Here is a 19,354-nt window from a genome sequence, read left to right on the forward strand (position 1 = left end):
CTAGAAGGCCACCTGCAGGCGGGTGTTGAAGGTGGTGCCTTCATCCCTGCCCTGGCCGGTGCCGCTGCGGTTGCGGGTCTGCCAACGGATCGCCTCGAACATCACGCGGCTGAAGTCGTTGAGATACCAGTTCGCACCCAGCGTCCACGCGTGGCCGGTACCGCCACTGGGCAGCTCGGCATAGTCCACGTCTTCGTAGCGCCCTTTCAGTTCCCATGCCCCGGCGCCGCCGCGGGTGACAGGATCGGCCACTTTCACCCGGCCCCAGGTGCCGGCCTTGCCCGAATAGGCCGGCCTTGCACCGGCCAGGAACCAGCCCGCCGAGATCGCCCAGGCCTGGTGGTCCAGATCGTAGCGCCCGCTGGCGCCGGCCCCGCGCAGGTTGCGCGTACCCCATTCGCCGGTCGCCCAGGCCGGCCCGAAGAAGCCTGCCAGTTCCGCGCCATAGGACGTGCTGCGCTCGGCGCCCAGCAGTGTGCCCGGCGCAATCTTGACCAGGTCGTTGAAGTGCCCGGCGATGGCCGAACTGCGGACGACGCCGCTGGCGCTTGCGGCAATCTCCTCGTGGAAGGCCCAGGCCCCCAGGTGCACCGTGACTGCGTCGTTGGCCACCGGGTTCCAATGCACGCGCGTGGCCCAGGTCTGGCTGTCGTTGTCGGTGCCGGCGTTGTTGAGATCGTTGCCGGCCACCGACAGGCTGGCATGCCAGTTCTTGCCGTACACGCGCTCGGTCAGGCCGACACCGAACAGGCCGCGCTGCGGCATCATCAGCGTGCCGACCACGTTGCGGTCCTGGAACGGCGTGTTGGAGGTGCTGCTGGAGCCGTCGATACCCCGGTCGTTGAGGCGGTTGCCTACGGTCAGGTCGGCCGGCAGCCCGAACAGGCGGTGGTCAACGGTGGCGTAGACCGACTTCCACGCCACCGCGTTGTCGGCGAAGTCACCTTCCACCGCCCAGCCGAGGATGCCGTAGCGGCCTTCGGCGCCCAGCCGCACCGAGCGGATCTCGGTACCGGAGATGTTGCGGTCACTCACTGACGATCCATCGGTGCTGGATGCGTCGACGAACAGGCGTCCGCGCGGACGGAACACCACGCTGCCATCGGCACTGCTGAACTCCGGTGCGCCCTTGGACCAGGTGACCTTGGGCGCCTTGGCCTGGCTGGATTCCAGTGCGGCGACGCGGGTGTCCAGCGCGGGGGCCTGCGTTGCGGCCGCCGCACCGGCGGTGCTGTGCCCGCCCTCCACGGCGCGGAGGCGTGCTTCCAGTTGCTGGATCTGCAGTGCCTGCTGCTGCACCAGGCGTGACAGCTCAGCCTGGCTCAGCGGCGCGGGCAGCGAAGACGTGGACTGGGCGCCGGCATGGCCACTGGCCAACAGCAGGCCGAGCGCGACCGACAGCGCTGCCAGCGGCAGCACGGTGGAATGGTTCATGGACTCTCTCTCCGGCCAGCCGGCCCCCTGGCCCGGCGCTGGCCTGTTGCGGTGGTGCGGGGGAAGATCGGGGGAGGAAGCGCGCGCCGCCGGATCGGCCCGGCGGCGCGGCAGGCGGGCTCAGCCCGGCCCGGTCAGCTGGTGGCCTGGGCCTGGGCGTTGGGACGCCAGGTGATCAGCTTGTTCTCGACCACGTCCAGCAGCGCGTCGATGACCAGCACGAAGGCGGCAAGGATGATGATGCCGGCAAACACACCGACGGCGTTGAAGTTGCCTTCTGCCTGCGCAATCAGGTAACCCAGGCCCGCCGAGGCGCCGAGGTACTCACCGATGATCGCGCCGACCACGGCGAAGCCCACCGAGGTGCGCAGCGAGGACAGGATCCAGCTGGCTGCTGCCGGGAAGTAGACATGGCGTAGCAGGTCGCTGCGGCTTGCGCCCAGGATGCGGGCATTGGCCAGTACCACCGGATTCACCTCGCGTACGCCCTGCATGGCATTGAAGAACGTGGTGAAGAACACCAGGGTGACCGCCAGCGCCACCTTCGACCACAGGCCCAGCCCCAGCCACAACACGAAAATCGGGGCCAGCACCACGCGCGGAATTGCGTTGAAGCCTTTGATGAAGGGATCGAGGATGCGCGCCGAGCGGCGGCTCAGGCCCAACCAGACACCGCCGGCCACGCCGAGGCCGGTGCCGATGATGTAGCCCAGCGCGGTTTCGGTCAGGGTGATGTAGACGTGCTGGTAGAACGACGTATCGGACAGCCAGGTCCAGGCCTGCTGCACGATCGCCGTTGGCGAGGGGAAGAAGAACGGATCGATCACGCCCAGCGCGATGCCGCCCTCCCAGCCGCCGAACACGGCCACAACCAGGGCCAGTTGGATGAACTTGTCAGTCTTGGCGTGCATAGCTCTTCTCCACTTCGCCGCGCAGGCAGGCCCAGATGTCGCGGTACAGGTCGGTGAAACGGTCATCCAGCTTGATCTCGGCCACGTTGCGCGGGCGTTCCAGATCCACGTCGAAGCTGCGCACCACGCGGCTGGCCGGACCGGATGACAGCACCACCACGCGGTCGCCCAGGGCGATCGCTTCTTCCAGATCGTGGGTGATCAGGATCACCGAGCGCCGGTCCTCCTGCCACAGGCGCAGCAGTTCGTTCTGCATCAGGTGCCGGGTGTGGATGTCCAGCGCCGAGAAAGGTTCGTCCATCAGGATCACCTTCGGCTCGACGATCAGCGCCTGCGCCATCTGCACGCGCTTGCGCTGGCCACCGGACAACTGGTGCGGATAGCGGTGCTCGAAACCGGCCAGGCCGACCTTGGCCAGCCACGCGTTGGCCTTGGCCTTGCGTTCGGCTTCGGGCACACCACGGAAGCGCAGGCCGAGCTCAACGTTCTGGTAAGCCGTCTTCCACGGCAGCAGCGCGTCCTGCTGGAACAGGTAGCCGACCGACTCCTGGACGCCGCTGACCGCACGGCCATCGATGCTGACCTGCCCGGACGACGGCTTCAGCAGGCCCGCCACGGAATTGAGGATGGTGCTCTTGCCGCAGCCGGTCGGCCCGACGATGGCAAGGAACTCGCCGTCCCCCACCTGGATGTCGACATCACGGACGGCGGTGAATTCGCCGAAGGACATGGTCACCTTGTTGATGGCGACCATGGTCTGTGCAGGCTCCAGCTGCGGTGCGCCATTGAGCTGGCGCACGGTGGCATTGAGGGCCATGGGGTTACCTCCGCTTACGGTTGGGCAGCCGGCGCCGCGGCGTTGGCACGCTCGACGAAGGCATTGGTGTAGGTGCGGGACAGATCGATGTTGGCCTTGGCCACATCCGTATTGAACTCGCGCAGCACCTTCAACGGCGTTTCCAGATCAGCCGGCGTGAAATGACCGTCGCGGGTGAAGATCGCGCGGGCGTTCTCCACCGCGCGCGCATAGGTGGCGCGGTCGCCGGAGACGTAGCTGTCCGGCAGCGCCGCAACGATGTCTTCAGCACTGTTGTCGGCGATGAACTTCAACGCCATCTGCTCGGCGCGGGCGATCTTCTCGGCCGCTTCGGGGCGCTTGTCCAGGAAGCTCTGGTTGGCGTACATCACCGAGGTCGGGTACAGGCCGCCATAGACCTGGCGGGCGCCGTCATCGCTGCGCGCGTCGAGGAGGATCTTCCCGACCTTGCGCTCGGTGATCAGGGTGGCGGCCGGGTCGTAGTTGACCAGCAGGTCGATCTTGCCCTGCTCCAGCGCGGCCACCGCAGCCGCGCCCGAGCCGACGCCGATCAGCGAGACACTGTCGACGGGGATATCGTGCTGAGCGAGGAAGTGACGGACGAAGAAGTCCGACGATGAGCCCGGCGCGGTGATCCCGACCTTCTGGCCCTTGATGGTTTCCGGGCGTGCCGGATCGAAGCTGGCATCCTCGCGGCCGGCCATCACCAGGCCGGAGTTGCGCGAGAGCAGCACGAAGGCCACCACGTCCTTGCCCTTGGCCTGCATCTGGATGGTGTGGTCGTAGAAGCCGACGGCCACGTCGGTGGAATTGGCCACCAGCGCCTGCAATACCTTGGAGCCGCCCTGGGCGAAGTTCTCGGTCTTCACCTGCAGGCCGACGTCCTTGAAGTACCCCTTGGCGTCGGCGATGAAGAACGGCAGGTTGTTGAGGTTGTAGGAGCCGACGCTGATGCGTACCGGTGCATTGTCATCACCGCCGGCGGATGCGCCTTCGGTGCGCCCGCTGTTGCTGCATCCGGCCGCGGCCAGACCAGCCGCGCACAGCGCGGCCATCAAGAACTGCTTGTACATCATCCCTCCCAGGAGTGAAGCATCTACGTTGTAATGGCGGGCATGCGCACCTGCGCCGGCCCGTCCGGGTTCAGATCATGCCGCTGACGTCCATTGGCGGGCTTGGGTGGAACCGGCCACGGCAAGTGCTGGCGTGGTGGCAAACACGCGTCCTTCGAACAGCCGGCGTGCGGTGCGCACGACGCTGGCAACGACCGGCGCGTCCTGCGAGCTGCGACTGAGGCCCACCTCCAGGGCCCCGCTCGGATGTTCGAGGGTAATGCTGCCGGGAACGGACAGGCATCCGACCAAAGTGTGGGCCAGCGTGCCCGGCGTAACGGCGGCGGTGGCCAGGCCGACCGCGCCGGTAATGGCCAGCGCGGTGTGGCATTGATGCGGCATGAAATAGCGCACCTGCAGATCGCCCCCATGTTGCGGCGCCGACAGCAGCACCGGCTTCGGAATGACCTTGTTGCCGGCGTCGGCGATGCCCATGCGGGCGCCCGCCTCGATGCGCAGCGCTTCCAGCCGGCGCATGAATACCGCGTCCGCGTTCAGTTCGGCGGGCGGGGTATCGCCGCGCACGCCCAGATCTTCTGCGCGCACCAGCATCATCGGCATCGCGCAGTCCACCAGGCTGACCGGCACGCCATCGATGGTTTCCTGCGCGTGGCCGCTGGGCAGCAGCTTGCCGGTGCGGGCGCCTGCCGCATCAAGGAAAGCGAGCCTGACCGGCGAGGCCGAGCCCGGCGCGCCGGCAATGCGCGTGTCACCGCGGTACACCACGTTGCCGCCGGGCGTTTCCACCGTGGCGATGATCAGCTTGCCGGTGTTGACGTTGTGGATGCGCACCTCGGTCTGCGGATCCTGCGCCTGCACCAGCCCACGCTCGATGGCATACGGGCCTACGGCCGCCAGCATGTTGCCGCAGTTCGGCGAGGTATCCACCACCTGCTGCTCTACCCGCACCTGGGCGAACAGGTAGTCGACATCGGCGTCCGGACGGCTGGAGCGGTCGATGATCGCCACCTTGCTGGTCAGCGCGTTGCCACCGCCGATGCCGTCGATCTGCAACGGATGGCCCGAGCCCATCACTTCCAGCAGCAGGCGATCGCGTTCAGCGATGTCCATCGGAAGGTCGCTGGCCAGGAAGAACGGGCCTTTGGAGGTGCCGCCGCGCATGAGTACGCAGGGAATGCTGAGCAGATCGTTGGACATACGTGTGCTAGATTGATGCGTATAGGGGATGAATGACCCCTCTGTGATTCGATACTGGCATGACCCCAATTGATCTGTGAATTGCTGATTTTTGGATGATTGATACCCCATGAGCATCAATTGCGAAATCCTGGATCTACGCGCCTTCCTGCTGGTCTCGGAGACCCGCAGCTTCCACCGCGCCGCAGAAATCCTGCACGTCTCCCAGCCAGCACTCAGCCGCCGCATCCAGAAACTGGAGCAGGCGGTGGGGTCGCCGCTGCTGGAGCGCACCACGCGCAGCGTCAGCACTACCGCCGTCGGCGAGAACCTGCTGCCGCTGGTGCGCCGCATGCTGGAGGAGTTCGATGGCTCGCTGTTCTCACTGCGTGGCCGCGAAGACACCCGCGGCGCTACCGTGACCATCGCGTGCCTGCCGACGGCGGCGTTCTACTTCCTGCCCAGCGTGATGGCGCGTTTCCACGAAGCGCACCCGAACGTGCGCTTCCGCATCCTGGATATCCCGGCGACGGAGGGTCTGCAGGCAGTGGAACGTGGTGAAGTCGAGTTCGGCATCAACTTCATGGGCGCCAACGATCCGAATCTCGATTTCGACGTGCTCGCTGAAGATCCATTCGTGCTGGCATGCCGCCGCGATCATCCTCTGGCACGCAAGCGCAAGGTGGAATGGGCCGACCTGGCCGAGCACCAGCTGATCACCGTGCATCGCACCAGCGGTAACCGCACGCTGCTGGATGGTGCGCTGGCGCGCGAGAACCTCAAGTTGAGCTGGCACTATGAAGTGACGCACCTGTCGACGTCACTGGGCATGGTCGAGGCCGGTATCGGCGTGTCGGTGCTACCGAAGATGGCCACGCCGGACGGGGATCACCCCACCCTGGTGACACGCGCGATCGGCAACCCGGTGGTGTCACGCACGATCGGCATCGTCCGCCGCCGCGGCGCCCTGCTCTCGCCCACGGCGGAGCGATTCCTGCAGATGCTGATGAGCCAGTGGCGCGGGGAGGCGTGAGCAACTGCGCGGTTCACGCGCCTATGCGTTCCGGCGCGCCAGACGCTGGCAGGGCCGCCCTTCATAACGAAGCCGCGAAGATCGACGCAATACCTGCAAGCGATCCCACGGCCACCCACGAGAGCGTGGCGAATGCAACCAGCAACACCTTCCGGTGCACGACCTGCGCTTCGTTCCGGGGCTCCGGCCGCCGCGCATAGGGCCTGGAGAAACCCAGGAGTTCGCCGGTGACTGTCAGCGCCCCCATGAAGATCAGTGCGGTCACGCAGAAACCAAAAATGGAACCAATGAGGGCCACATGCTGGGCATCGCCAATAGCCGGCTGAGTGCCGGCCAAACCCTCTACAAGCTGGCCCGTCCACCGTGCGGGCAGCCAGGCCAGGGCTGCGACAATACCGAAGTGACTGGCCACGTTGATCCAGAACCAGGATGTGGTCTTCATGACGTCAGCGTTTCCGGTGTTGGCCAGTGGTGGGCATCGTGACGCCTGCGTCAGCCCCGCACAACCCTGCATGGGGAAGCCGGCCAGCGGCCGGCACTACCCGGGCGATCAGCCTGCGGTTTCCAGCCCCTTGCCTGCCGCATCCATCCGCAGCGAGGCCAGGTATCGGCCGTACTTGCCAACGAAGATGCCGGTGAATCCGCCTGCCAGCAGCAGGTAGGCGGCATTGAAGCCAGCATTGGCGGACAGCGACGGCGACACCGCAAATGCGACTTCGAACCCGTACTTCACCAGGAAAGTGATCAACAGCAGTGGCAGCAGGCTGAAATCCGCGTTGCGCCAGAGCTTGCCGGTACTGCGGTCCAGCGTCAGCTTCAACCGATTCAGCAGCAGCCAGGCAAGCGCGGCGCCCGTGGCGATGCCGGCCAGCCATTCGCTCCAGGCGCTCAGCGACGCGCCGAAGCGATGACTGACCGACCAGGCACCCCAGACGGCGAACAAGGCGGGTACGATCGCCAGCTTCTGCAGCGAGGTCTCGGCCGGCTTCATGGCGGCGATCCCACGGGTGACCAGGAAGGCCAGCAGCAGCCAGACCCAGATCGGCGTCTGCGAGGCGAGATGCTGGAGCATGTTCATGAGCGGTCCCCTTGGTGAGTGGTGGCGAGGTGCGCTCGCCTTGGCGCTCACTATTCGCTTCCGCCCGGGTTGCAGCCAGTGACAGCTGTCAGCCTTCGGGGATTACGCTGCGGGCACTGGAAATGCGCCGCCGGTACCGCGCCATCCACTCCAGCGACGGCGCAACACCGCCGAACGGGAAGAAATGCGGGCTGACCGGGCCATGGGCACTGGTCAACCCCTTCACCAGGCGGTCGACGAACGCTTCCGGCCCCGCCGTGCCGAGCAGCCGGCCGATCGAGATGCCATACCGGGCCAACATCGATGCACTGGCGCCCACGCCGCACATTGCGGCATAGCGCAGCAGCCGGGGGATGCTGGCTGGGCCCGGCACACCGACCAGCACCGGAACCGTGATGCCACGCGCGCGCAGTGCATCCAGCCAGGCCAGCACGGTATCGGCATCGAAGGCGAACTGGGTGACGACCAAGGGGGCCATGCCACGTGCTTCGATGGCCTGGCATTTTCCCTCCAGCGCCTGCCAGCGTTCGTCACTGCTCATTACAGGATGCCCTTCCGGGTGCCCGCCGATAGCAACGACCTTGATGCCGCACCGTTCCAGAAGTCCGGCCTCGATGATCGAAATGCTGTCTGCAAACGGTCCAGCAGGCGTGGCGAGGTCACCGGCGATCACCAGGCACTGCTCGACACCAGCCTCGCTGGCCGCGCGCTCAAGGAACCGCCCGAGTACCGCGCGCGAGCCGATACGGCGCGCAGACAGATGCGGCATCGGCTCGAAGCCGAGCGCGCGCACCGTGCGTGCGGCGGCCAGGCGTGCGTCGTCATCCTCGCTGGCCAGCCAGGGAATGGAGATGATCGTGCCGCGCGGTATGCGGTCAGCCTCGGCGCGCAGCGCGGGCATGGCCTTCGCGCTGACCTCCAATGAAAAGGTGTTGATGAAGGCTTCCGCCCGCAGTGATCCAGGTACGGGCATCAACGGGCTCCGTCTGCGTTGCCGGCAAGCGGCGAGCTGTTGCGGGCCAGCTCGATGAAGGCCTGCAGGTAATCGATGCTGGTATCGGCCTCGCGCGCACCCAGATAGATCTGCTTGGGGATGCCCTTGGCACCCAGGCGTACGGGCACCACGTCCATGCGCGCGGCGTACTCCTCCACCAGCCAGCGCGGCATGGCGGCCACGCCGCGGCCGCTGGCCACCATCTGCATCATGATGTCGGTGGTTTCAATGGCCTTGTGGCGCCGCGGGGTGATGCCGGCCGGCAGCAGGAACTGGTTGTAGATGTCCAGGCGCTCGAACGGCACCGGGTAGCTGATCAGCACTTCCTGGCTGAGCTGGCGCGGCTTTACGTGGTCCACCTTGGCCAGGGCGTGGTTGCTGGCCACCACCAGCACCTGCTCGTAGTCGAACACCGGGATGAACTTCAGGCCTGGCTTCAGCAGCGGGTCGGGGGTGACCAGCAGGTCGATCTCGTAGCCGAACAAGGCGCCGATACCGCCGAACTGGAATTTCTGCTTGACGTCCACATCCACATCCGGCCACGCGGCCAGATACGGCGAGACGATCTTCAGCAGCCACTGGTAGCAGGGGTGGCATTCCATGCCGATGCGCAGCGCGCCGCGCTCGCCCTGGGCAAACTGGCGCAGGCGCTCCTCGGCCAGGTCCAGCTGCGGCAGCACCCGGTTGGCGACTGCCAGCAGATATTGCCCGGCCTGGGTCAGCCGCAGGCTGCGGCCTTCGCGCAGCCAGACATCGGTACCCAGCTGCTGCTCCAGCTTCTTCATGCTGTGGCTGAGCGCCGACTGGGTCAGGTTGAGCACGCCGGCCGCTGCGGTGAGCGAGCCCTGCTGCTCGACCTGCTGCACGATGCTGAGGTGGATCCGCTCCAACATAAAGATGAATCTCACTCATGGATAGGTGAAGTAATACCATTTTACGTCATGGAAAGGCATGGCTAGGATCGGGTCATGCCTTCATCCCAACGCCCCCTCCGAATCGTCGCCGTCTCCGGTGGACTGCAGCGCCCCTCCCGGGCCGCCACCCTCGCCGAGCACCTGCTGGGCCTGATCGGCGACAACATGCGCAGCGAACAACAGCTGATCGAACTCGGCGAACTGGCGCCGCAGCTGGCCGGTGCGCTGTGGCGTTCGCAGCTCCCGGAGGTTGTCGAGCGCCAGCTGGTGGCCGTCGAACGGGCCGATGTGCTCGTGGTGAGCACGCCGGTCTATCGAGGCTCCTACACAGGGCTGTTCAAGCACTTCTTCGACTTCATCGACCAGGACGCGCTGGTCGATACCCCCATCCTGCTGGCCGCGACCGGCGGCAGTGACCGCCATGCACTGGTGATCGATCACCAGCTGCGGCCGCTCTTCAGCTTCTTCCAGGCGCGCACCCTGCCACTGGGTATCTACGCCACCGATCGCGATTTCGCCGACGGCCGCGTGCACAGCGACGCCCTGATCGAGCGGGCGCGACTGGCGGTACGGCGGGCCATGCCGCTGCTGGCGCTGCCCCGCCATCGTGCCACCGCCCTTGAGACCGCCGCAGCTCTTTGAATGCCGGATGCCCTCGCCCGCATCCGGATGCCACCCCGCAACACGGAACGCCGCCCATGACGACCGACGCCTTCACCTTCAGAATCACGCGCATCCCCTTCAACGAGGACTACCAGCCGGCCGAAGGCACGCGCATCACCACCAACTTCGCCAACCTGGCGCGCGGCGCGTCCCGGCAGGAAAACCTGCGCAACACCATCCGCATGATCAACAACCGCTTCAATGATCTGGCGCATTGGGACAACCCAAGCGCCGATCGCTACGCGGTCGAGCTGGACATCATCTCGGTGGAGATGCACATCGATGGCAACGCGGGCAGCGACCCCTTTCCCTTGATAGAAGTGCTGCGCCCGACCATCGTCGACACGCACACCGGCGCACGCACCGAAGGCATCGTCGGCAACAACTTCTCGTCCTATGTCCGTGACTACGACTTCAGCGTGGTTCTTCCGGCCAGCAACGAAGGCAAGGACACCTTCGGCCTTCCGGAGGGCTTTGGCGACCTGCATGGCAAGCTGTTCCAGCACTTCCTGCGCTCGGACGCCTACCGCGCCAACTTCAGCAAGGGGCCGGTGATCTGCATCAGTGTTTCCAGCAGCAGGACCTACCACCGCACCGAGAACCACCATCCGATCCTGGGCGTGGAATACCGCCAGGGCGAGTCCTCCCCCACTGACCAGTATTTCGACAAGATGGGCCTGCAGGTGCGCTACTTCATGCCACCGGGCAGCGTGGCGCCGCTTGCCTTCTACTTCCAGGGCGACCTGCTGGGAGACTACTCGAACCTGGAACTGATCGGCACCATCAGCACGATGGAAGCTTTCCAGAAGATCTACCGCCCGGAGATCTACAACGCCAACTCCGTGGCCGGCAAGGTCTACCAGCCCAGCCTGAAGCACCAGGATTACTCCTCCACCCGCATCGTCTACGACCGCGAAGAGCGCAGCCAGCTGGCCGTCAAGCAGGGCCGGTTCACCGAAGAACACTTCATCAAGCCGTACCGCGCCGTGCTTGAGCAGTGGGCCGCCCGCTGATCCATCGATTTCCCATTCGCCCCCAGGACACACCACACGATGCCGACGAAGACGCTGCTCCCCACCTCCACCGCAGGCAGCCTGCCCAAACCCTCCTGGCTGGCCGAGCCCGAGAAGCTCTGGTCACCCTGGAAGCTGCAGGACGAAAGCCTGATCGAGGGCATGCAGGACGCCCTGCGCCTGTCCCTGCAGGAACAGCAGCATGCCGGCATTGATATCGTCAGTGACGGCGAGCAGACCCGCCAGCACTTCGTCACTACCTTCATCGAGCATCTCAGCGGCGTCGACTTCGAGAAGCGCGAAACCGTGCGCATCCGCAACCGCTACGATGCCAGCGTGCCGACCGTGGTCGGCGCAGTGAGCCGTCCGAAGCCGGTGTTCGTGGAGGATGCGAAGTTCCTGCGCCGGCAGACCACGCAGCCGATCAAGTGGGCGCTGCCCGGCCCGATGACGATGATCGACACGCTGTACGACGCGCACTACAAGAGCCGCGAAAAGCTGGCCTGGGAGTTCGCGAAGATCCTCAACGAGGAAGCGAAGGAGCTGGAGGCCGCCGGCGTTGACATCATCCAGTTCGATGAGCCGGCCTTCAATGTGTTCTTCGACGAAGTGAACGATTGGGGCGTGGCCGCGCTGGAGCGTGCGATCGAAGGGCTGAAGTGCGAGACCGCCGTGCACATCTGCTACGGCTACGGCATCAAGGCCAACACCGACTGGAAGCAGACGCTGGGATCGGAATGGCGACAGTATGAAGAGTCGTTCCCCAAGCTGCAGACCTCCAACCTCGACATCATCTCGCTGGAATGCCACAACTCGCACGTACCGATCGACCTGATCGAGCTGGTGCGTGGCAAGAAAGTGATGGTGGGCGCCATCGACGTGGCCTCCAACACGGTGGAATCGGCGGAGGATGTGGCCAACACGCTGCGCAGGGCGCTGCAGTTCGTGGACGCCGACAAGCTCTACCCGAGCACCAACTGTGGCATGGCGCCGTTGGCGCGCGACGTGGCCAGGGGCAAGCTGCGCGCACTCAGCGCGGGGGCGAGGATCGTACGTGAGGAGCTTTCGGCGTAGCCCTGGCTGGGGATGTGTTCCCGTTTCGGCGCGGGGAGGATGGAACCTGGCCTGGTACAGACCAGGCTCCACCTCGCCCCTGCACCTCGGGCCTGGCGGCCGTCATGCGCGGCCGTGGCGCCAGCGCTTCCTTGATCCGCCCCATCTCCCCTGCCCCGGCTTCGGCCAGGCGCCGGGCCTGCTGCCGCTGTTCCCGCGTGAGCGCCGGAGGCGGTGGAGTACCGGCATCCACCAATCGCGCCACCGCATCGCGCAGAGGCAACTGCGGGCAGAGCCGTGCAGCACACCAGCGCTCGGCGTAGCGCTTGGCCTGACGGGTGCTGGTGGCGGACACGACCTTGACCTGTGACATCTTGCGTGCGTCCAGGTACAGACGGAACCCGAGCGCGGCATGCGGCACGATACTGGCCACCGAACGGCCGTTCCACCACAGATCCCAGCGCTCGCCGCTCTGCACCCAGCCCGAGGGCCGGCGGGCTATCATGAAATCGGGAGCGCTGGAGGGCGAATGCATGGCCGTAAGAATACGGTCGGCCGTCGCATGGACTGAGATTGCGGAGTGGCGCTGGCAACCTCACAACGCTTCTGCCGCAGTGAAGCCCTCTTTACCACTCCCCTCTTTACCACTCTGGGCCGAGCAGTTTCTCCACCTCGGTTTCGAGCCTCTTGGCGGCTTCCTCCTGCGAGGCCACCTTGATGCACAGCCCGGACTGGGCGGGCCCGAGGGTCAACCGGTAACGGTTGATGGTGCCGTCGCCGTCGCCATCCAGTTCCACCCGGGCCACCCGGGTTCGGCCATTGGCGTTGAAGGTCCAGCCCTGGTAGTCGAACATCGTTGAGTCCACCGCAACGCCCTGAATGGCTCCCACCTTATGCGGGGAGGTGCGACACCCCGCCCGATGCTCGCTTCCTGTTCCTCTTTCCTCATCTGGGCGGCCGTGACCGTGGCGACCCTCGGCCTGCTGTTCCGGCCATTCCGCATTCCGGAGTACGTGTGGGCACTGGGGGCTGCTCTTCTGCTTCCACTGCTGGGAACGGTGCCGTTCGGCACGACCTTGCACGCGGTGGCCGAGGGCCGCGATGTCTATCTGTTCCTGATCGGCATGATGATGCTGGCCGGGCTGGCCCGGCTGGCCCGGCGCGAAGGCCTGTTCGACCCGGCACAATCATTCCCTGGCACGCAAGCGCAAGGTGGAATGGGCGGATCTGGCCAAGCGCCAGTTGATCACCGTGCACCGCACAAGCGGCAACCGCACGCTGCTGAATGGTGCGTTGGCGCGTGAGAGCCTCAAGCTCAGCTGGCACTACGAAGTGGCCCACCTATCGACTCATTGGGCATGGTCGAGGCCGGCATCGGCGTGTCAGCGCTGCCGAAGATGGCCACGCCGGACGGGGATCACCCCACCCTGGTGACACGCGCGATCGGCAACCCGGTAGTGTCGCGCACGATCGGCATAGTCCGCCGCCGTGGTGCCCTGCTCTCGCCCACGGCAGAGCGCGCCACCTCTCCTGTCCGCAGCAATTCCCTGCGGCGCCTACTGAAGGCTTCCTCGGTCCCGGTGCCTCATACCGGGTCGAGATTCAGATCGGCAACCTTGCCGAAAGGCATGACGGTCAACGCCTTGCAGCTTCCCTTCTCGATTGAATCACTGGGATTCTCAGCGGATTTTACGATCCCGTAGCCTGAGCCGCTCTTGTTGAAGACGGCGGCGCCGCTGTCACCGGACGCGCATGCAAGTTCGGAGCCTTCCACTCTTCCCCAAGTGGGTGCACAGACTGCAGCGCCACATACGCCCAACGGGGCGTGCTGCACCGATGTGACGGTTCCGCAACTGAAGCCGGTGCGAGCCCCTCGGAAGCAAAGGAGGCCATGCAGTGGAAGGTCCGCATGGATCAGTATCAATGCCTTCGTCTGGTACTCACCCTTCAATTCTGCGAACACTTCCTGGAGCGGTGTATTTCCAGCAGGAAGCGAGTGCCATTGAACATCGTGACTACCGTCGAAGAGCGCGTCCTGGAATGTCAGTGGCATCATGACCTGCGGGCCACCAACCTCATGACCGTAATTGCTGTAAAGCAACTGATCATCGCAGTGCGCTGCCGTAAGGAGCCCTTTTACCTTGGTCAGCTTGTGCCGAACCGCAAGGCCGCTTGTGCACATCCTGCCATTGGCAGTCAGGATCGCCCCACCGGCGGTGTACGCCGAATTGCGGAAGGGATCCCTCCCAAGGATGATGTTGACCTTCAGCTTCGCAGCCTCTTCAATCTTGCGCTTGGCCGCTTCATACGATTTTGCATCGGCTCCACGAACCGAAACGTCAATCATGCCCAGCTCGGGGCGGCCGTCCACACTCACTGCATCAGGTATGAGTTCGACCACAAGTGGAACGACTCTATGCATGGTTTCGGAGAACTCCTTCTCCGTGTACGGATACCCCTCCTCGAACTCGACCCTGATGGATGAGTCGCTCACTCTGAAGTGCCGGACCGCCTCCATCATGTTTCCCTTCAGTCCAACAACGAGGTGTTGATCGGGCATGTTTTCGATCGAAACAAATGCGAGCCGATCACTGTATCGCCGTTTCAGTTCGGCGATGACCGAAGGTAGCTCGGATTCAACTTCCAGCCTGCGCTTGGCGGTGTCGAGTGACACGCCGTTCGCACTCATGTAGGCCTTGGCAGCGATATCCGATTCCTTCTCCGAAAATGCCTGGCCTGCCGGCATGACCGCGAGACTCTGAGCTGACGCGAGAACAAGCAGAACTGATGCTAGCGACATCTAGGTTTCCTCCATGGAATGAGTTCAGGAGCCAGTGCCGGCTCCACGGCCGAAGGTAGCAGGAAACCTCTTTGCGCTCGGCGGGGCAGGAGGGCCATTCACCGTTTCGTGATGCATTGCGCGCTTCAACGCAGGTGTGCGTCGCGCCAGATCAAGCTTAGCGCTGGTAGTTCTTCAGAAACAGCCAAGTAATCAGCGCCGACCATCACGTGCTCGGTGCGCTGCTGCTGGGACGCGATGGAACCCGCGCGCAGGCTCCTCCGAGGCCGCTGCCCGGCATCGTTGATCGCATCGGCGGTGGCGATGCCTTTGCCGCCGGCATCGTGCACGGATTGCTGTCCGGGCTGGACGCAGAAAGCACCGTGCGCTTCGGACTGGCTGCGGGCGCGTTGAAGCACGCCATTCCCGGCGACTTCAGCCCTGCCCGCGAAGCTGAAGTCCGGGCGCTGATGGAGAGCGACCAGTTCGACGTTCGTCGCTGATCTCCCCCAGGATAATCCCGCTAGAATCCAACGGGCGCTGGAATCGCGCAGGGATCGCCCATGGATTACACCGGATACACGCGCAAATTTCCCAACAACCGCCCGCTGAATGCGTTTGATCGTGAGCACCGCCTGCTGCGGAAGAAGCGACTGGATGTCGCGCCGCTGGCGCAGCTGTGCGTGGTGAAGATGAATTCGAACTGCCTGGTTTCGGTGGATCGCTGGTTCGCCGCACGTGGCTTTGCAGCCCTGCTGGGCGCGATCGGCATTGCCTTCGGGCTGGGCGGCATGCTGATGCTGCTCTGGTTGCTGGTCGTGAACAGGCTACCGAACCAAAACGGCCTGTGGGAGGCGATATTCATAGGCATGGCGATGCTGGCCGTCTTCACTGCAGCGAGCATATGGGTAGCTTGCCTCGAGCTGTTCCGTTGGACCTACTATCCGATCGCGCTTGATCGCAAGCATCGGCAGATACACGTGTTCCGGCTGGATGGCACCACCCTCAGCGCGCCCTGGGACCGAGTGTATTTCACGCTTGGCCGCGGAACCGGAACCTTCGGATGGTACAACTGGGATGTCCGCGGACTGATCCTAGACGCGGATGGCGTGACAGTACGGGAGACGTTCGCGTTCTGCATCGCGACCTCCCGCATCGAGAACGCGCATGCCCACTGGGAGTTCCTGCGGCGCTACATGGAAGAAGGACCGGCAGCCGTCGTGGACGCGGTGCACTACTGCATGCCGCTGGACGGCAAGCGCGAGAGCTTCGCGTCCGGCAAGGAGCGCATCTTCGCCGAAGACGCGCAGCTCCCGGGTTTCATGTGGCTCACGATGCTGCCACTCAACTACCTGCACACGATCATGCGCTGGGTGGTGATGCAGACCAGCAGGATTCCGCGGTTTCCACCGGACATCGAGGCGTGCCTGACACCGGACGCCGGTGATCCCTGTGTCCGCGACGCTTCGATGAATCCACCGGACCTGCGCTGACCCATCAATGCAAAGGCACCTTCAGCACCGAAGGCGCGTTGGCTGGCGAGCTGAAGGTCACCGCACCGCCCAGCTGGCTGATGCCCGCATAGCGCAGGTCCACGGTATCGACCACCAGGGTCAGCCGGCTGCCGGTCGGGAGGTTCCAGCTGCTGGCTTCCAGGCGAAGATCGATGGTTCTCGGCTGGCCGGGCGTGGCACCGCGCAGGGTGTACGGCTTGTGGCTGATCAGCTGGCCGTTGCCCAGCATATCCTCGGCATACAGGTAGGCATACAGCGTGGTGTCGGCGCGCGTGGGCGTCACCGTCAACCGCACTTCCGGTGCGCCATCCAGGCGGCGTGCACTCCAGTAGATCGGGCCTTGCCAGACGCCTGCGGCGTTGCGGCCAACGAACGGCACATAGGCGCCGGGCGGCAGGTTGAACATCTGCAGCGCGCCGGACGCCATCACCACGCCGGAGTTGGCGGCGGTCAGCAGGCCGCTGCCGATCCGGTAGTTCCAACCGGTGCCGCCACCGCTCTCGGCCAGCCCTCCGGTGGGCAGCAGCAGCCCGGTCGGCGCGGTCAGCCCGTAGCTTACGGCGCCGGTAGAGGTGGCCTGCCAGTCCGGATAACGGCTCCAGCTGCCCTTCTGCGACTTCAACTGCACCGCCGGCTGGCGGTCGATGCCATTGGCCACGCCCTTGAGGTAGTGGTCGAACCAGTCGCCCACCGCGGCATAGACTTCATTGGGAATGCCGAGCGCACCGAAGGCTTCGTTGAGGGCGTGGTCGCCATGGCGCAGCTGCAACTGCTTGGGTCCCTTCAGGCGGGTAAAGAAGTCGACCAGCTGGCCCGGCGGGAACAGGCTGTCGTTGAAGGCGTTGGCGAGGAATACCGCGGGTTGGTTGGCATTGATCTCATCAAGGCTGCTGGCCGGGCTGCGCTGTGCCGCTACCGGCAGCAGCGAGTCCACCGCCCCCTGGTAGTTGCCGACCAGCACATTGCCGTTGATGGTGGCCAGCTCCGCCCCGGGGCGGCCAGTGGCCAGGCCGGCTGCCACCAGCAGGGCGATGCCCTGTGCGCTGGGCGTGTCATGGCTGTAGAGCGACGCCTGCAGGTCGGCCCAGCCGCTCAGCGCGGCAACGGCCTTGATGCGCGGATCGCGTGCCGCCGCCAGCAGGCTGGTGCCGGCCCCGTAGGAGATGCCAGAGACACCAATGCTGGCCGGATCGGCCCGGGTGTTGGCCAGCGCCCAGTCGATCAGGGCACTGACATCTTCGACCGTGGCGGGCCCGGCGATGTCGATGCTGCCGCCGGACTCCCAGAAGCCGCGCGAGCTGTAGCTGATGACCACATAGCCGCGCTGCGCCAGCGACTGTGCCGCGCCCACGTACTCCACGCTGGGCACTGCCCAGCTGCTGGGCATCACCAGCAGCGGATAGCGGCCACTGCCGGCATCCTGGGGTTCGATGACGAAGGCCCCGAGGGGCGTGCCATCCCAGCTGGGGATGGTGCGATGGGTGGTCTTGACCGTGGCCGCCAGGGCCGTGGGCGCCAGCCCGGTCAGCAGGATCAACAGCAGCAGAACCTTGCGCATCGTTGTCTCTCCCCGTCGGTGGTGGTGCAACGGATCGGACCGTACCAGTGCGAATGGTGGCTGGCACCTTGCGACGCAACATGCCGCAAAGCGCGCCTTGCTATGCTTCAAGGCACTGCGGGCCCTCCGCAGTCTCCCATCAAAGCAAGGACGCCCCCGATGCACAGGATGCTCGTCGCAGGCACGCTCTCCAGCGTCGCCTGTCTGTTCGCCCCTTCAGTGTTGGCGGAAGATGCCCCCGAACCGGCCAACGACTGCGCGGAGATTGCGCGGCTGATGGCCAACGACGACTTTGCGGCACTTGATGCGATGGCCGCACGTTTCCGCAAGGGCGAGCTCAACGCCGCCGGCCAATCCCGGCTCGGCCGTTTCTACATCTGCATGTCGCGTGCAATCGGCACGTCGCGGCAGGAGGTTCAAGCCTGGAACGACTGGTCTGCATGGGCGGCGCGCTGGGTTCAGCACGCGCCGAAGTCTGCGGCGGCCCACCTGATCTCCGCACGGATTCCACTCAACCTGGCCTGGAGCTACCGCGGCAACGGTTACGCCAACACCGTCAACGCCGACGACTGGGCACAGTTCCATGAGTACAACGCGGTTTCGCGGGCCTACCTGCAATCGCATGAGGATGTTGCCGGCGGCGACCCGTTCTGGCACGAGATGAACGTGCTGATCGCGCTGCGCGAAAGCGCGGATGACGACGAAATGCTGGCGCTCGTTGATCGCGCAGCGAAGGCCTTCCCCGACTACGAACCACTGCACCTCATTGCCATGGAGTACTTCACGCCGGCCTGGGGTGGCAGCGCGCAGAAGATGGAAGCCTTCGCGCGGCACTCGATGGCCAGTGCACCGAAGAAGAAGCGGGCCATGCGCTACGCACGGCTGTACTGGTCGGCCACCGAATATTCGCCCGATCACTTCCGCGCAGCGAAGCCCGATTGGCCGCTGATGCGCCAGGGGCTGGACGAAATCGCCCAGCAGTACCCGACCATCGACAACCTGGAATCGATCGTCCGCTATGCCTGCCTGGCACGCGACGGCGACGCACTGGTCCGCTGGAATCGTTTGTGGTTGAGCCGCGCCGGTTTCGACGAGGCGGCCATTGCGCACTCGACCGAGCAAAGCAAGGCCGCATGCCTGGCGCCGGACGAAGAACAGGAAACATTCCTGTAGCGCCCGCCGCCGCAGGCCCAGGGGCGCAGCTGGCAGGCCTGCCGGGCGCCTAGCACGCGCGCGTGTCATCCACGCGCCGCGTGATCTGACATATCACCAGTGCTTGCGCATGATCACAGCTTCGCCCTTTCGTCATTGACCACAAGACGCCAGCTTGTGACGCTTATGACA

General features: G+C 65.2%; 19 protein-coding genes and 3 pseudogenes. 9 read left to right on the top strand and 13 right to left on the bottom strand.

Going from position 1 to position 19,354, the window contains the following annotated elements; translation table 11 throughout:
• From ACSDHM_RS09350 to ACSDHM_RS09370, 5 genes are all read right to left on the bottom strand, one after another.
• Complete coding sequence (locus ACSDHM_RS09350; protein WP_252744996.1) at nucleotides 1-1,434, bottom strand: OprO/OprP family phosphate-selective porin; 1,434 nt, start codon at nucleotides 1,432-1,434, stop codon at nucleotides 1-3.
• Between the two features lie 134 nt (nucleotides 1,435-1,568).
• The gene (locus ACSDHM_RS09355) at nucleotides 1,569-2,345 is read right to left on the bottom strand and encodes an ABC transporter permease (protein WP_005409726.1); all 777 of its coding nucleotides are present in this window, start codon (nucleotides 2,343-2,345) and stop codon (nucleotides 1,569-1,571) included.
• On the bottom strand, nucleotides 2,329-3,162 hold the full coding sequence (locus ACSDHM_RS09360) for an ABC transporter ATP-binding protein (protein ID WP_049467258.1): 834 nt from the start codon (nucleotides 3,160-3,162) through the stop codon (nucleotides 2,329-2,331). The genes ACSDHM_RS09355 and ACSDHM_RS09360 overlap by 17 nt, the downstream gene beginning before the upstream one ends.
• A 14-nt stretch (nucleotides 3,163-3,176) precedes the next feature.
• Nucleotides 3,177-4,235 carry an ABC transporter substrate-binding protein gene (locus tag ACSDHM_RS09365; protein ID WP_439426911.1) on the bottom strand — a complete coding sequence of 353 codons (1,059 nt, stop codon included), beginning with the start codon at nucleotides 4,233-4,235 and terminating at the stop codon, nucleotides 3,177-3,179.
• 75 nt (nucleotides 4,236-4,310) lie between these two features.
• The gene (locus ACSDHM_RS09370; protein ID WP_151354690.1) at nucleotides 4,311-5,432 is read right to left on the bottom strand and encodes a 4-oxalomesaconate tautomerase; all 1,122 of its coding nucleotides are present in this window, start codon (nucleotides 5,430-5,432) and stop codon (nucleotides 4,311-4,313) included.
• Between the two features lie 109 nt (nucleotides 5,433-5,541).
• Here ACSDHM_RS09370 and ACSDHM_RS09375 point away from each other — a divergent pair, with 109 nt between their 5' ends.
• Entirely contained in the window at nucleotides 5,542-6,444 is a 903-nt protein-coding gene (locus ACSDHM_RS09375; protein WP_010485668.1) for a LysR family transcriptional regulator, read from the top strand.
• Between the two features lie 61 nt (nucleotides 6,445-6,505).
• Here ACSDHM_RS09375 and ACSDHM_RS09380 read toward each other — a convergent pair whose 3' ends face one another.
• The 4 genes from ACSDHM_RS09380 to ACSDHM_RS09395 form a co-directional block, all read right to left on the bottom strand.
• Complete coding sequence (locus tag ACSDHM_RS09380) at nucleotides 6,506-6,886, bottom strand: hypothetical protein (protein WP_439426912.1); 381 nt, start codon at nucleotides 6,884-6,886, stop codon at nucleotides 6,506-6,508.
• A 108-nt stretch (nucleotides 6,887-6,994) separates the two neighbouring features.
• Nucleotides 6,995-7,522 (bottom strand): DUF6622 family protein, encoded by a 528-nt coding sequence (locus tag ACSDHM_RS09385; RefSeq protein WP_111007747.1) that lies wholly within the window; start codon nucleotides 7,520-7,522, stop codon nucleotides 6,995-6,997.
• An 88-nt stretch (nucleotides 7,523-7,610) separates the two neighbouring features.
• Complete coding sequence (locus ACSDHM_RS09390; RefSeq protein ID WP_111007748.1) at nucleotides 7,611-8,495, bottom strand: methylenetetrahydrofolate reductase; 885 nt, start codon at nucleotides 8,493-8,495, stop codon at nucleotides 7,611-7,613.
• Nucleotides 8,495-9,409, bottom strand: a complete 915-nt coding sequence (locus ACSDHM_RS09395) for a LysR family transcriptional regulator (RefSeq protein ID WP_072167094.1) — start codon at nucleotides 9,407-9,409, stop codon at nucleotides 8,495-8,497. Before ACSDHM_RS09395 ends, ACSDHM_RS09390 begins: the two co-directional genes overlap by 1 nt.
• 75 nt (nucleotides 9,410-9,484) lie before the next feature.
• Between ACSDHM_RS09395 and msuE the strand changes: the two genes are divergently transcribed.
• Genes msuE through ACSDHM_RS09410 form a run of 3 tightly spaced genes read left to right on the top strand, consistent with a single transcriptional unit; the run spans nucleotide 9,485 to nucleotide 12,180 of the window.
• Nucleotides 9,485-10,072 carry an FMN reductase gene (gene msuE, locus ACSDHM_RS09400; RefSeq protein ID WP_088497592.1) on the top strand — a complete coding sequence of 196 codons (588 nt, stop codon included), beginning with the start codon at nucleotides 9,485-9,487 and terminating at the stop codon, nucleotides 10,070-10,072.
• Between the two features lie 56 nt (nucleotides 10,073-10,128).
• Nucleotides 10,129-11,106 (top strand): DUF1852 domain-containing protein, encoded by a 978-nt coding sequence (locus ACSDHM_RS09405; protein ID WP_353079970.1) that lies wholly within the window; start codon nucleotides 10,129-10,131, stop codon nucleotides 11,104-11,106.
• 39 nt (nucleotides 11,107-11,145) lie between these two features.
• On the top strand, nucleotides 11,146-12,180 hold the full coding sequence (locus ACSDHM_RS09410; protein ID WP_151354685.1) for a methionine synthase: 1,035 nt from the start codon (nucleotides 11,146-11,148) through the stop codon (nucleotides 12,178-12,180).
• Here the strand turns inward: ACSDHM_RS09410 and ACSDHM_RS09415 are convergent.
• Together ACSDHM_RS09415 and ACSDHM_RS09420 are read right to left on the bottom strand one after the other, a co-directional pair.
• Nucleotides 12,137-12,694 (bottom strand): hypothetical protein, encoded by a 558-nt coding sequence (locus ACSDHM_RS09415; RefSeq protein ID WP_227836732.1) that lies wholly within the window; start codon nucleotides 12,692-12,694, stop codon nucleotides 12,137-12,139. The genes ACSDHM_RS09410 and ACSDHM_RS09415 overlap by 44 nt on opposite strands.
• Nucleotides 12,695-12,800: 106 nt before the next feature.
• Nucleotides 12,801-13,013 carry a hypothetical protein gene (locus ACSDHM_RS09420; RefSeq protein ID WP_088497589.1) on the bottom strand — a complete coding sequence of 71 codons (213 nt, stop codon included), beginning with the start codon at nucleotides 13,011-13,013 and terminating at the stop codon, nucleotides 12,801-12,803.
• A 66-nt stretch (nucleotides 13,014-13,079) separates the two neighbouring features.
• Between ACSDHM_RS09420 and ACSDHM_RS09425 the strand changes: the two are divergent.
• Nucleotides 13,080-13,406 (top strand): annotated as a pseudogene (locus ACSDHM_RS09425) (arsenic transporter); the annotation flags it as partial.
• A pseudogene (locus ACSDHM_RS09430) lies at nucleotides 13,345-13,679 on the top strand (LysR substrate-binding domain-containing protein); the annotation flags it as partial. The pseudogenes ACSDHM_RS09425 and ACSDHM_RS09430, both read left to right, overlap by 62 nt.
• Before the next feature lie 65 nt (nucleotides 13,680-13,744).
• Here the strand turns inward: ACSDHM_RS09430 and ACSDHM_RS09435 are convergent.
• Nucleotides 13,745-14,959: a hypothetical protein gene (locus ACSDHM_RS09435; RefSeq protein ID WP_070489134.1), complete on the bottom strand. Its 1,215-nt coding sequence runs from the start codon at nucleotides 14,957-14,959 to the stop codon at nucleotides 13,745-13,747.
• Nucleotides 14,960-15,144: 185 nt separating this feature from the next.
• On the opposite strand from ACSDHM_RS09435, the pseudogene ACSDHM_RS09440 reads away from it, so the two are divergent.
• Both ACSDHM_RS09440 and ACSDHM_RS09445 read left to right on the top strand, forming a co-directional pair.
• A pseudogene (locus ACSDHM_RS09440) lies at nucleotides 15,145-15,441 on the top strand (PfkB family carbohydrate kinase); the annotation flags it as partial.
• Nucleotides 15,442-15,501: 60 nt separating this feature from the next.
• A complete protein-coding gene (locus ACSDHM_RS09445; RefSeq protein WP_070489131.1) occupies nucleotides 15,502-16,431 on the top strand; it encodes a DUF6708 domain-containing protein in 930 nt (309 codons plus the stop codon).
• 4 nt (nucleotides 16,432-16,435) lie between these two features.
• On the opposite strand, the gene ACSDHM_RS09450 is transcribed toward ACSDHM_RS09445, so the two are convergent.
• Nucleotides 16,436-18,010 (bottom strand): S15 peptidase family protein, encoded by a 1,575-nt coding sequence (locus tag ACSDHM_RS09450; RefSeq protein WP_088497586.1) that lies wholly within the window; start codon nucleotides 18,008-18,010, stop codon nucleotides 16,436-16,438.
• A 159-nt stretch (nucleotides 18,011-18,169) separates the two neighbouring features.
• On the opposite strand from ACSDHM_RS09450, the gene ACSDHM_RS09455 reads away from it, so the two are divergent.
• Nucleotides 18,170-19,183, top strand: coding sequence for a hypothetical protein (locus tag ACSDHM_RS09455; RefSeq protein ID WP_227836735.1), 1,014 nt, complete (start codon nucleotides 18,170-18,172; stop codon nucleotides 19,181-19,183).
• The last annotated feature ends 171 nt before the right edge of the window (nucleotides 19,184-19,354 follow it).

It is taken from the genome of Stenotrophomonas sp. T8, from assembly GCF_051853085.1.
GTDB lineage: Bacteria > Pseudomonadota > Gammaproteobacteria > Xanthomonadales > Xanthomonadaceae > Stenotrophomonas > Stenotrophomonas sepilia.